Genomic DNA, 13,034 nt, shown 5'->3' on the forward strand with positions numbered 1-13,034 from the left:
TATATAATTCTATCTAAGTCTATTAACGCCTATACGATTCTATGCTGCCATCAGAATTTCATCGCATGCAGTTTGTTCTTCAAGTCGCTTAAAGTATTGTGATGAAATTTCGTTAGGTGCAAAGGCTTTCATACCGAGAAGCTCACCTTCGCGATGATTACCCTGCCAATAGCCAACCCATTCTTTGAATGGCAGAACCCATAAACAACGTTTGAGGACATCTTCAAAAAGTTTCCCGTTAGATTCTCGACGGTTATCTGAAAAGAATGCGGCTTGATTAGCATAGTGCAAGGCATATTTATTATCGACTTTATGATGTGTGCCACGCATTAAATCACGCATTCTTGCATTGAAGGATTCCGCAAGGTTATTATTTACACCTTTCGCACTATAAGCCTCTTGATGATTCACCGACCAACGGGTGTAATGAAAATCAAGACTTTTATAAGCAGGGTTTTCATCACACATAATATCACTGCCTGCTTTGACAAAGCGTTGATTTAATGCAAAAACAGTATCAGCATTTTCGGTGTAATCCATTGCGACAATGGTACGATTTGCTCCAGATATATTACTATCATTTGCAGCACGTTGTGTAATAGCGAATAGACAACGTTTAGTCGCTCTAAATTTAGGATATTTGCGACCTTTCTCATCGGCTTTTTGACGTTGTTTATAATTGTTTTTACGGAAATTAGTTGGGCGCAGGGTAAAGTTGATCAACATTCCATCTTCGTGAATTTCGCCTGACAATGGACTTAAATCGCGTGTTTTAAATAAGGCTTCGCGAACTTTCCCACAAAGTACAAATGCCGTTTTGTAGTTCAAATTAAGATGACGACTAACATCAATCGCACTAATGCCTTTTGAGCTATTTACCATCATTAAGATGACAGCAAGAATATCGACTAAATCAACTTTATGAAAGGCAAAGGCTGTATTTGTTGTAATATAAAAATGGCGTTTGCAATGTTTACAACACCAACGTTTACGAGAAGAAAGGAAATAGGCTTCGTGGCGAATACCACAATGCGGACAGCATACATCACGAACATTATCAGGGTTTCCCCAACGGTGAGTTTTTAAAAGGTAAAAAGCATCTTCTTCTGTAAGGCGTAAAATATCTTTTAAATTGATGTTTTTGGATTTGCTTGAAAGTAAATAATGTTGAGCCATTGCGAATTTCCTTGTGTAGTACAAGGCATTCGAGATTTGCTAAACGCCAGACATAAAAAATCGCCCACTTGAAAATTTCAAGTCGGCTCAAAGCGTTTATGCCTCGAATACCGTTACCCACAAGGAACTTGTGGAAGGCTCATTTAAAATGAGTGAAATTGCGATTGTTAAAACAGGAAATTTACAAGATGAAATTTGCTGCCACCTAAACATTCGCTACACACCTGTTAATGTGTATTAATTGGTGATTGAATAAAGTTGTATTCCTTGGCTAATTATATAATTTGTAGTAAGTTTTCCCTGCAAATTAGTGTAAATATAGTCCTTTGAAAATTTTTCGTCAAATAAAAAAAGCAATTCCTCACGAAGTTGCTTTCATCTATTATTTGTTATCGCTAGTGTCCGTAATTATTTATTCGATATTACAGGATTTTCGCCAAATTTATTCGATTCGGCACTACCTTGCACAACTCCGATGACGATTGAAATGATGATTGCAATCGCTTCACCAATAACAGGAATTAGCATAATTAACATATATAAAGTAAACCAACCCGATAAATTTATATCGTGTAATCTACGGACTGTTAGGGATATTGAAGGTGGTAAGGTAACAACAAAAACTACTAAAAAAAGTATTACTCCAATACCTGTAAAAGCAAAAGCACCTAAAATAGCGAATATTAACGCATAAAATAAAGTAAATCCCCAATACTCTTTTCGTCTAGCACGCCCTTTAAAGTTTGCATAGTTTTTAGTAAATGCTTCAATAAAGTATGTAAATAACGATTTTTCAATCATAACTAATCCTCTTAATGTGAACGTTTATTTTCAATATAATCTGTTGGATTATCAGCAGTTAAATCTTTTTTCCTATTAACCTGCTTGAGAAATGCATTTTTTGCTAGATGCCCTAACTCATGCGAAACTGAACCATAATAGAGAACAAGTAAAAATGGTAGCAACAAAATCTCAATAGGAAACGCTATAAATAATAATAACGAATCAAGGATTATTAAAAGCAATACTGTGACTAGATAAAAAACATAAAACTTTAAGAAATTATGTAAATTAGCCATTAGGAATAAGATGTTTTTCGGTATATTTAATAATTCTAACCATTTTCCAGTTAATGCATATCTAATGATTCCACATTGAAGAATTGGATTTGAGATCATGCCCCATATAAAGTAGATAAATAATGTTGCAATATAATCCTCAATGTAATCCGTAAGATAGCCTGTTAATCCGCCTTGTATAAATTCTAGTATATCTAAGAACAATCCTAGAATACCTTTTAGTCCTAATAAATAACAAAAAGCTGTTGGAACCATCCAATATATAATCGTAACTCCTGTTATTTGTAACCCTTTCAGAACTATTTTCTTTATTTGTAATGATTGCAACGGCTTATCTAGCATAATATCTTCAACCATCTGAACCTGCCATCCTTTAATAAATATTATGCCGAATGGATACTTTATAAATGGGAAAAATAGTAATAAAGGAATAATCCAAAGCTTCTTATAGAAACTTCTATCAGAAAAGAGATATACGTATCCTTCTTGATATTCTTTAAGCAAATTTTTAAACATTCTCGTGTTATACCTAAAATTTAAAGAGTATTGAGGACTTTGCAAGGCTGATTCTTGGTAATTACAATGGGTTTATATAAACAACTTCCACAAACACTTCCATATTGAAGGATATATAGTTTTTTACCATTAATCATAAATTCGTAAGTTGATGATGTGTATCCTTGATTATTTGATAAAGGAGATGAACATTTTTCACCTGCTTTACTCTCTTTAACAAAGATTTTATGGCGTTTTAATTCACTACTTAATAATTCGACTTGGTCGTAGTCATAATTTACTTCATTTTCTTGAATTAAAGTATTATGGTTTAATGCCTTGAAGAACATAAGATCAGATGTTTCCATCTTTATAGATGAACCTACTGCTTTACCTTGAGATAGATTAACCAAACTGTTATATAAAGATGAATCAGTGGTTTGCTCCGTTCTAAATGGATTGCCAACTCTTTTCTTCACAAATGTACCTTGTGAAATATCTCGAAGTCCCTCTGTAACTTCTGCACAAGAAGTTAATGATAAGGTTAGCATTACTACCTTAAATATTTTTCTCATAACATTTCCTTATTGATATTTCTTGATGCAAGAAGCCAAGCTTTTCTTGTAACTATGCCCTTGTTCAGTAATTACATCCGATACTAAGCATTGGTTGTTTTCACATTCCAGTTGATAGATTAAATCAATGGTTTTCTTCTTACTTTTTAGAGTGACATTTACCTGTTCCTTAATAATTTTTATGATAGGTTTTACTTCAACTTGATTTCTCACCATTCCATAGATCCAAAATTCGGAAAGGCATGTTCCGCCGTATTCATACTCATTTTCGTTATGAATATCTGTTGCTTTTATTTGCAAATCTGCAAACTCTTTTGTTGAGTAGCGTTCTAAATCATTGGTTTGATAGACCTTTGCAACGGTATCTACTTTAGCTTGCTCTAAAGGTGACAAAGCGAAAACGTTTATAGATACGAATACTGTAGATAAAGATAGAAGTAGCTTATTCATAATAAAAAACCTATAATGATTAACATAAGAAATTTAGGGAAATTTTCAGTAAGAACCCGCATTAAACCTAGCTATAATACATAATTTGGTTGTTTCGCTGTAGCAACTGGCAATCTCTATCAACTACCACTAGCAGTGGGTATTCAAGAAATTTTACAGGTACAAAATGAGTGTCAATGAGAAGATTCGGAAGTTCCGAGAAGCAAAGGATTGGTCGCAAGAACAGATGGCAGAAAAGCTGAATATGTCGTTAAATGGCTATGCTAAAATTGAGCGTGGTGAAAGTAAAATTTACCTAGACAAACTCGAACAAATTGCACAAGTATTTGACATTGATGTAATTGAGTTAATGCAATCAGATGGTAGGAATATCTGTTTTCAAATTGAATCGCCACAAGGTGCTGTGTATCAAGGTGTAGGCGAAGTTTCGTTATTGATTGAGGTTGAAAGATTGAAATCAGCACTTTCTCATGCAGCTGAGAAGGAGGTTTTGTTGAATAAGTTGCTTGAACAGAAAGATAGAGAGCTTAATACATTAAAAGAACTACTTAATGTAAAATTCTCTCCCATAGATGCTCAATAGTTTTTTATGCTTTATCTTATAAGCTTTAGGAGCATAGTAAATGTATGACTAGCTTGGGCGTATAAAGATAGTACGATAATCTAACGCATGAAATTTACTATTTATTGACAAGTATGTTTTTTTAATGTATTATTGAACGAGCTTGTTTTTAGACAGGAATCCTGTTCTTATATAAGAAGATAAGCTAGTTCTAAAGAGATTATAATTTTAATTGGATTAAAAAGGGCAATAGGTGGTTACTTATTGTCCTTTTTAATGAAAAAAATGAAAGATAGAAAGCCTAATTTAAAATTTCTTTTTGAATCTTATTTTAATAAAAAAGTTTCATTTGATATTTTTGAAAATATATCCATAGAAAAGAGTTATTATAAGATCTGTAAGGATCAAAAAGATATATATATTCCTAATGATGAGCTAAAATTAATTTTGTCGTTTTTATCTCATTTTATATTCAAAAGTCTTCCAATAGAAAATGATGTAGCCTTTGCCTATAGAAAAGGCATTAATGTTAAGGATTGCTTATTACCGCATGTAAATAGCAATTTTTTTTATAAAACAGATATAATAAACTTTTTCCCATCCATATCAACTTCTTTAATAAAAGAAAATCTTCATCAAGATATTTCAAAATTATCGTATTTAGATCAAGAAAACTTGATGTTTTATTTAGATAAAATATTAAGCTTAGTAACTATCGATGATAAGTTACCTATTGGTTTTCCTACATCTCCTTTTATTAGTAATTATATTATGAGAAAATATGATATAAATATAAAGTCTTTTTGTAATAACAATAACTTTATTTACACAAGATATTCAGATGATATTATTATTTCATCTAATGATGACATAGACAAAGATTATATAACAAGTAATATTAAGTCTATCTTACAACAAGAGTATAGTCCGTTTTATTTAAATAATTCTAAGACAAAAATTTTTACTAAAAAGAATAAAATAAAAATACTTGGATTAACAATTAACAATCAAGAAATTAGTGTAGATAGAAAAATAAAAGATGAAATTGAGGTGGGAATATATTTTTTCACAAAAGATAGATTAAAATTTATAGATTATTTTAGTGACAATGAACTATCAGCTAAAAGAAAATTAGCTGGAAATATTTCTTATGCAATAAATATAGAACCTGACTATCTACAAAAATTAGCTAGAAAATATGGATTATCAACAATAAAAGAAATTCTCAAGGTTAATTTATGAAAATGTTTATAAATATAAATAAACTACAACATATAGAAAATGGAATAATTAAGTTAGATATGACAGATAGAAATATTATCTGTATCGTGGGGAAAAATGGAGTAGGTAAAACAAGCATTATTAAATCAATGTATCTAACACAAGATATTGATGTATTTAAGGAAAATAAATCTTTATCCATAGATAAAGATACTACCATCTCCATATCTATTCATAAGAATGGTACTGAATTTGAATGTTTAAATTATTATTATGATAATAACATTCAGTATTTAAATACAAGAAATATAATCAAATCAAAATTATGCATCGAGTTACCAATACCATTTGGTAACCGTTTTACTACATACCCAACCTTATCAAAAATTGATCGTGATCTCAGAGAGATTTATCTTAAAAATCAATATAGTAAAGATGAAGATATTATCGAATTTTTAAATAAAATTTATCCCAATAGTAGTAAGTTTAATGAGCTTAAAAAAGTTGAAATTAAAGGTAAAAAATATTATTTCTTGACTAATAAAGATGGCGGGTATATTCGAGAGGACTATTTTAGTTCAGGGGAATATTTCATAATAAATATATATAAGATGCTCTCATCTGAAGAGCAAGATATTGTTATTATTGACGAGATTGATATTTCATTGGATGCTTCAACTCAAGTTAATTTAGTGAGAGAGCTAAATAATTTATGCAATAAATATCATAAGAAAATTATTTTTACTTCTCATTCTCTTGTAATTATGAAAACGCTATATAATGAATTTCGAACTCCCATTTATTACTTATCAAACGATAATGGAAAAATGAGAATTATTGAAACATCATATGGATTTGTTGCTGGAGAAATGTTTGGGTTTCAAGAGTATGATAAATACATTATTGTTGAAGATATTGTACTAGAAAAATATATCCAATATTTATTAGACTCCTTAAAAGGAGAATACCCTGAAAAGAAAATCAGAACACTTTATATTGGTGGTGCAGAAGAGGTAAAAGATTTTCTACAAGGTTCAAGGTTTAGTATTTTGAATAAAGATAAAAAGGATGTTATAGCTATTCTTGATGGAGATAAGAAAACAGTTAAGCTAAAAAATAGAATACTACATATTCCTTTTGATAGCGTAGAGAAAGAATTACTAAGAAAATGTAAGGGCAATGAGAAAAAATATAATCTTCCTTCTAATTTTGTTTACCCAGAAAACTTAAAGAATCCTAAAGTGTATTATGAACTTTTGATTAATACTGGATTTGAATATTTGTCTATTATTGAAATAATTGAGAGAGACTGGCCATCCGAAATCGAAGATGTAAAAGATAAAATATTAAATTTCCTAAAATGTTAAAATAATTATTGAAAAGCGAGTTTAGGATAAGCTCGCTTATTTATTAACTTACTGATTCATCATATAAAATTTGAGCTACTCTTTGCAAAATTCGTTTACTAGAATCAGTAATTACGCGATATTTCCCTATCAAACTAATTTCATCAGGAAGAAAATCATTTTGAGCAACATCTGAAATAAACATTTTACCTTCGCCACTCACGAGCCAATTCAAATTTACTCCTGCTTTAGCAATGCCTGTCATTCCTTCTGCATTGGGTTCACGTTCACCACCGATATAACCTTGCATCGTACGATAAGCTATTCCTGCCCGATCTGCAAAATCTGTAATTTTCCAATTTTTAGCTTCACAAACTTGTCTTAATCTTTCTGATATGCACATTTGAGCGTTCCATTTTCAATTTACAATTGACAAATTACGCAAATGAGCGTATATTTGTTTTCGGTTTAAACGCATTTTATCACGTTTGAGCATATTTAAAATCTCTATTAACATAAATTTTAAACAAGACGATGACTCAGCATTTCTTACTTTCTAGCAAAGCTCGCACGCTTTCTTCCTACGAGATTGCACAACTCTCGGAAGAAGAAGCGTATGATTTGCTTTGTGAATTAAGATGGGGTGGAAAAGAGTTCATCACTTGCCCTAAATGTGGGGTACAACACAAGCCTTATTATATTTCTACACGCAAACAATGGCGCTGCAAACATTGTAATCACACTTTTAGTGTCACTTCTGGCACCATTTTTTCCAATCGCAAGAAACCGATTAAGGTTTATCTCTATGCTTTAATGGAATGGGTAAATGCCGTCAAAGGATTATCTTCCCTTCAATTAGCTCGTAATGCAAAACTTAATCCTCGCACGGCATTTGTTTTATCACATAAATTCCGCAAGGCATTATTAGAAAGTCGTGATATGAAACCCCTTTCAGGCGTAGTGGATATGGATGGTACTTATGTTCATCCTGCACCACGTAAAGCAAATAAGAAATCTGACCGCATTGACTATCGCTTAAAGGAAAATCAGAATCCTGATAAACGTTGTGTAATGGTTGCTCGTGAGCATTATTCGCCAGAAGAAAAAGCCAGTAATGCGCTGCATTGTGGAGCAAAACGCTCTCACGTTTTTGTGGCACATACTGAATCGCAATCGGTGATAAAAAGTTTTGCTGATAAATTCATTAAACCTCATACGCAAATCAATACCGATGAAAGCACGGCTTATGATGTCTTGTTACCTTACTATGATTTGAGAACTGTAAACCATAAGGAAGAATATCGTAGTGACTTAGGTGTAACAAACAATCAGGCAGAAAGTCTATTTAGTCGTTTCAAGCGGATGTATTACGGACAAGTTCACCGTATCAGTAACGAATACTTACTCAACTATGCGAATGAAATTGCCTACCGTGAGGACAATCGCCGTACCTCAAATAAAGCGCAGTTTATTGATGTATTAAGCCGATGTTTGAAAACCACCAACGATAACAATGAATGGTGCGGTTATTGGCAACGAAAAATTATTCATCAAGAAGTGGTTTGGCAGTAGATTATGGCATATAACTTAGATAAGAAGCTCAAAGAATTTGAGTTTGAACGTAAACAGGTATTACATCATCTAGCCTTACTTGATGCAAACATTGCCACATTAAAACGTGCTATTGAGCTTACTCAACAGGAAACTGATGTAGCCCTTTATAATACGGAAAACTTTGTGTACCGTTCCAAATATAAGCTCTTTAAAGGGAAAATTCGTAAATACATCGTACAAATGATGCGAGAAGCACCCAACAAAGCCTTTACAATTGCCGAGCTTACGCAGCGCATTTTTTATATTGAACAAAATCCTGATACACCATCTGAAAAGCATCTTGATTCCGTTCGTAAACAACTGAATGAATTTTATAAAAGAGAATGGATTAATAGAGTTCAAATCAGCCGAAATGAGGTTCACTGGCAATGGAAACAAAAATAGCGGTATTTTTACCGCTACTTATCCATTTCTACTCAAGAGGTTTTAATCGCCATTCAGAACGCCTGAAAAATCTTCGCTTTAGTGTCCGTTTATGTAATTCAACTTCTTTCCGTTCAATAATTCCTTTCTTATACAGTTCTTTCAATACCCGAGCAACAGCTAATTTATGTTCTATTTGGGGTAGAGGATAATTTTTGCCAGTGTCTAATTCCAACGCCGCCTCTGTAATAAAGTATAATGTTTTCCAACTATCACTTTGCTTTAATACTCTTGCAACCAACAATTGAAGATTTTGCTTAAACAATCGAGGTTTTATTAGCCTTGAAACATTGAATTGTGTTTTGATTTGCCTTAAATCGAAATTGGGTTCAATGTATATCAAGGTATTCTCAAAACAAAGTATTTTATCCTCTAAATCTGATTTCTGTTGTTTTAACTGCTCAAGTTGATGTTCAAGAATCGCTTTTTCTTTATAGCTACTTTCGATTAATTTGGTAAGTTGAGAAATAAGGTGGGATTCTGCCATAATAAAAATCTCCATTGAGTTAAATTTTCAATGGAGATTTTAGTATTTTCAAGCGGTTAGGTCTTTGTGCAACTGCTACATAATACCGAAAAATATAAGCGATTTTGACCGCACTTTATTATTGGCTAGGAAGGATTATTCCGCGTCTTCTTTTGCCCATTCTAATGAGCGTTTAACGGCTTTTTTCCAACCTTTATAACGACGTTCACGTTTTTCTTCATCGTTATCTGGTGTGAAGGTACGTTCTACACGGGCTTTGTCATGAAGTTCGTCTAAATCTTTCCAGAAACCAACCGCAAGGCCTGCAAGGTAAGCTGCACCAAGTGCAGTCACTTCTTTCACCACTGGACGTTCTACGTTCACATCTAAAATATCCGCTTGGAATTGCATTAAGAAGTTATTGTTAGTTGCGCCGCCATCGACACGTAAATATTGTAAGCGTTGGCCTGAGTCAGATTGCATTGCTTCTAATACATCACGGGTTTGGTAAGCGATAGATTCAAGGGTTGCGCGTACAATATGGTTGCGATTAGAGCCACGAGAAAGACCGAAAATTGCACCACGAGCATACGGATCCCAATAAGGCGCACCTAAACCGGTGAAGGCTGGAACAACATACACACCGTTACTGTCTGGGACTTTTTGTGCGAAGTATTCGGAGTCATAGCTGTCATGAACGATTTTGAGTTCATCACGCAACCATTGGATTGAAGCACCTGCGATAAATACCGAACCTTCAAGCGCGTATTCTGGTTCGCCTTTAGCGTTACACGCGATGGTGGTTAATAGACCATTTTTAGAGGTAATAGCTTTATCACCGGTGTGAAGCAACATAAAGCAGCCTGTACCATAGGTATTTTTTGCTTGGCCTGCGCGTGTACATAGATGGCCGTAAAGTGCTGCTTGTTGGTCACCCGCGATGCCCGCAACTGGAATACGTACACCGCCTTTACCCCCGATATTGGTTTTGCCGTATACTTCGGAAGAATTGCGTACTTCAGGCAACATTGAGCGTGGAATATTTAATAATTCCAACATTTTGTCATCCCATTTTTTCGTATGGATGTTAAATAACATGGTACGGGATGCGTTGGTGTAATCCGTTACGTGAACACGGCCTTGGGTTAATTTCCATACAAGCCAAGTATCTACGGTACCAAATAGAAGTTCACCGCGTTCCGCTTTTTCACGAGCACCTTCTACATTGTCTAAAATCCATTTCACTTTTGTCCCCGAGAAATATGGGTCCACTACTAAGCCTGTAGTGTTGCGGATATATTCTTCGTGACCATCCACTTTAAGTTTGTCTGTAATATCTGCAGTACGACGACATTGCCACACAATTGCGTTATAAACCGGTGTGCCGGTTGCTTTTTCCCACACAATGGTGGTTTCACGTTGGTTAGTAATACCAATTGCCGCAATTTCATCTGAGGTAATGCCTGCTTTTGCAACCACTTCGTTTAATGTTGAACTTTGTGTTGCCCAAATTTCCATTGGATTATGTTCCACCCAGCCTGCGCGTGGATAAATTTGTGTAAATTCACGTTGGGCGATTTCGACAACATTCGCATTGTGATCTAATAATACTGCACGAGAGCTTGTGGTACCTTGGTCCAAAGCGATGATGTATTTTTTGTCTGTCATGGTGCTATTCCTTAGAGTGCTTGACACTCTCATTAAATGAATGAAGAAATTTTGAGCTTAAACGAACAAATTGCGAACCTAACTTAATTGAATTCGAACCTAATTGGAACAAGCAATGTTGGGTTTTGTGATAGGTGTCACAGATTTCTCCCCGAAAAAATGTAAACAATTGTGTTAACGCACAAAATAATGTGATCGCTCTCTCATTTTTAGAAAATAGATCGGTTTCATCTATTGAATTAATTGGTAAAAACTAGATAATGGCGCCACTCACTTTGAGTATCTCAATATTTGATCAAACAACGAAACGAATTGCAAAGCAAGATTTCTTTAATGAAATCATTAAGTTAATCATTATTTGGAGATTCTCTTATGAATGCCTATTTTGCAGAATTTTTTGGCACAGCGCTCTTAATCCTGTTAGGTAACGGTGTGGTAGCCAACGTATGTTTAAATAAAACGAAAGGGCAAAGTTCTGGTTGGATTGTGATTACTACCGCGTGGGCATTTGCAGTGTATGTGGCCGTCGTTGTGACAGGTCCTTACAGTGGGGCGCACTTAAATCCAGCGGTAACACTTGGTGTGGCAATGAAGGGTGCATTTGCTTGGGAACTGGTACCAGGCTACATCGCGGCACAAGTTGTGGGGGGCATGGTAGGTGCGTTGTTGGTTTATATTATGTATAAAGATCACTTTGCAGCGACCGAAGAAGAGGGTTTAAAACGCGCTTGTTTCTGTACTGAACCAGCAATTCGTAACTATCCAATCAACTTAGTGAACGAAATCGTTGGTACCTTCGTATTAGTCTTCGTTATTTTCTATCTTGCAGGGGCAAACATCACTTTACCTGGCACGGCAGAAAGTACACCAATTGGTTTGGGCTCTATCGGGGCATTACCAGTAGCCATTTTAGTTTGGGCAATAGGTTTAAGCTTAGGTGGAACAACCGGCTATGCGATCAACCCTGCTCGAGATCTTGGTCCGCGCTTAACCTTAGGTCTTTTCCTGGGTGGTACATTAAAAACTAAAGCTGACTGGGGATACAGTTGGGTTCCAGTTGTAGGGCCATTTATCGGGGCGGCTTTAGCAGCAGTATTCTATAATGCGATTATGTAATTTATTCAAATAGAAAGAGCGGTCAAAATTCATGATGTTTTTTGACCGTTCTTTTTATATTTAGAGGTTTGATTAAATACAATAATCTTCGAATTCCATTGGCATTTTAGCTTGCAATAAGAATTGTTTGGTGCGCTCTTGCTGTGGATGACTGAAGAATTCAGCTGAGGTATTTTGTTCAACGACCTGACCATTTTCCATGAGAATCACGCGATCTGCCACATCTTTGGCAAAATTCAATTCATGGGTGACGATAATCATTGTCCAGCCTTCTTGCGCGAGCATTTTGAGCGCTTGTAACACTTCACCGACGAGTTCAGGGTCAAGAGCGGAAGTAGGCTCATCTAACAAGATAATATCGGGTTTAACGGCTAAAGCACGGGCGATCCCGACACGTTGCTGTTGACCACCAGAAAGTTGAGAGGGATATAAATCCGCTTTTGCTTTTAAACCAACTTTTTCCAACAATGCCAAGGCTTTTTCACGTGCAATCTCTTTAGGTTGTTTTTGCACAACCACCATCCCTTCCATCACATTTTCAAGTGCCGTGCGGTGGGGAAATAGATTGTATTGTTGGAACACCATTGAGGAACGACGACGCAATTTTAGTTCATCGGCTTTGCTGATCTTCTTGCTGAAATCAATAGTTAAGTTTCCATCGGTAAATGCTAATACTCCTTTTTCTGGGCGTTCGAGCAAATTTAAACAGCGTAAAAAAGTCGTTTTGCCTGAACCTGATGGACCCAGAATGGCAACCACTTCGCCTTTATTAATTTCAAAATCAATGCCTTTTAATACATGGTGGCCATTAAAACTTTTCTGAATATTCGTGACTTTTAACAT

The 13,034-nt window shown here is 34.7% G+C and carries 15 protein-coding genes; 6 read left to right on the top strand and 9 right to left on the bottom strand.

Annotated features, from left to right (window positions below; genetic code table 11):
• Window positions 1-39: 39 nt before the first annotated feature.
• From O3746_RS07065 to O3746_RS07085, 5 genes are all read right to left on the bottom strand, one after another.
• Window positions 40-1,176, bottom strand: coding sequence for an IS1595 family transposase (locus O3746_RS07065; protein ID WP_070592557.1), 1,137 nt, complete (start codon window positions 1,174-1,176; stop codon window positions 40-42).
• A gap of 408 nt (window positions 1,177-1,584) precedes the next feature.
• Window positions 1,585-1,977: a DUF805 domain-containing protein gene (locus O3746_RS07070; RefSeq protein WP_049367240.1), complete on the bottom strand. Its 393-nt coding sequence runs from the start codon at window positions 1,975-1,977 to the stop codon at window positions 1,585-1,587.
• An 11-nt stretch (window positions 1,978-1,988) separates the two neighbouring features.
• On the bottom strand, window positions 1,989-2,771 hold the full coding sequence (locus O3746_RS07075; RefSeq protein ID WP_070592556.1) for a DUF4013 domain-containing protein: 783 nt from the start codon (window positions 2,769-2,771) through the stop codon (window positions 1,989-1,991).
• 20 nt (window positions 2,772-2,791) lie between these two features.
• The gene (locus tag O3746_RS07080) at window positions 2,792-3,325 is read right to left on the bottom strand and encodes a hypothetical protein (protein ID WP_070592555.1); all 534 of its coding nucleotides are present in this window, start codon (window positions 3,323-3,325) and stop codon (window positions 2,792-2,794) included.
• A gap of 9 nt (window positions 3,326-3,334) precedes the next feature.
• Entirely contained in the window at window positions 3,335-3,775 is a 441-nt protein-coding gene (locus tag O3746_RS07085; RefSeq protein WP_070592553.1) for a hypothetical protein, read from the bottom strand.
• A gap of 166 nt (window positions 3,776-3,941) precedes the next feature.
• Here O3746_RS07085 and O3746_RS07090 point away from each other — a divergent pair, with 166 nt between their 5' ends.
• From O3746_RS07090 to O3746_RS07100, 3 genes are all read left to right on the top strand, one after another.
• Window positions 3,942-4,358, top strand: coding sequence for a helix-turn-helix domain-containing protein (locus O3746_RS07090; protein WP_070583648.1), 417 nt, complete (start codon window positions 3,942-3,944; stop codon window positions 4,356-4,358).
• 264 nt (window positions 4,359-4,622) lie between these two features.
• Window positions 4,623-5,579 carry a reverse transcriptase domain-containing protein gene (locus O3746_RS07095; protein ID WP_070583797.1) on the top strand — a complete coding sequence of 319 codons (957 nt, stop codon included), beginning with the start codon at window positions 4,623-4,625 and terminating at the stop codon, window positions 5,577-5,579.
• Window positions 5,576-6,925, top strand: coding sequence for an AAA family ATPase (locus O3746_RS07100; protein ID WP_070583650.1), 1,350 nt, complete (start codon window positions 5,576-5,578; stop codon window positions 6,923-6,925). Before O3746_RS07095 ends, O3746_RS07100 begins: the two co-directional genes overlap by 4 nt.
• Window positions 6,926-6,968: 43 nt before the next feature.
• Here the strand turns inward: O3746_RS07100 and O3746_RS07105 are convergent, their stop codons facing one another.
• Entirely contained in the window at window positions 6,969-7,307 is a 339-nt protein-coding gene (locus tag O3746_RS07105; protein ID WP_070583652.1) for a helix-turn-helix domain-containing protein, read from the bottom strand.
• A gap of 131 nt (window positions 7,308-7,438) precedes the next feature.
• On the opposite strand from O3746_RS07105, the gene O3746_RS07110 reads away from it, so the two are divergent.
• Together O3746_RS07110 and O3746_RS07115 are read left to right on the top strand one after the other, a co-directional pair.
• Window positions 7,439-8,476 (top strand): IS1595 family transposase, encoded by a 1,038-nt coding sequence (locus O3746_RS07110; protein ID WP_371448349.1) that lies wholly within the window; start codon window positions 7,439-7,441, stop codon window positions 8,474-8,476.
• Window positions 8,477-8,479: 3 nt separating this feature from the next.
• Window positions 8,480-8,902 carry a hypothetical protein gene (locus O3746_RS07115; RefSeq protein WP_371448351.1) on the top strand — a complete coding sequence of 141 codons (423 nt, stop codon included), beginning with the start codon at window positions 8,480-8,482 and terminating at the stop codon, window positions 8,900-8,902.
• A 28-nt stretch (window positions 8,903-8,930) separates the two neighbouring features.
• Here O3746_RS07115 and O3746_RS07120 read toward each other — a convergent pair whose 3' ends face one another.
• Window positions 8,931-9,428 (bottom strand): hypothetical protein, encoded by a 498-nt coding sequence (locus tag O3746_RS07120; RefSeq protein WP_371448353.1) that lies wholly within the window; start codon window positions 9,426-9,428, stop codon window positions 8,931-8,933.
• Window positions 9,429-9,563: 135 nt separating this feature from the next.
• Window positions 9,564-11,075 (bottom strand): glycerol kinase GlpK, encoded by a 1,512-nt coding sequence (glpK, locus tag O3746_RS07125; RefSeq protein WP_371448356.1) that lies wholly within the window; start codon window positions 11,073-11,075, stop codon window positions 9,564-9,566.
• A 372-nt stretch (window positions 11,076-11,447) separates the two neighbouring features.
• Here glpK and O3746_RS07130 point away from each other — a divergent pair, with 372 nt between their 5' ends.
• The gene (locus O3746_RS07130; protein ID WP_005697447.1) at window positions 11,448-12,191 is read left to right on the top strand and encodes an MIP/aquaporin family protein; all 744 of its coding nucleotides are present in this window, start codon (window positions 11,448-11,450) and stop codon (window positions 12,189-12,191) included.
• Between the two features lie 72 nt (window positions 12,192-12,263).
• Here O3746_RS07130 and O3746_RS07135 read toward each other — a convergent pair whose 3' ends face one another.
• Window positions 12,264-13,034, bottom strand: a complete 771-nt coding sequence (locus tag O3746_RS07135; RefSeq protein WP_371448358.1) for an amino acid ABC transporter ATP-binding protein — start codon at window positions 13,032-13,034, stop codon at window positions 12,264-12,266.

This window comes from Haemophilus sp. 27098_8_127 (assembly GCF_041433495.1).
GTDB lineage: Bacteria > Pseudomonadota > Gammaproteobacteria > Enterobacterales > Pasteurellaceae > Haemophilus_D.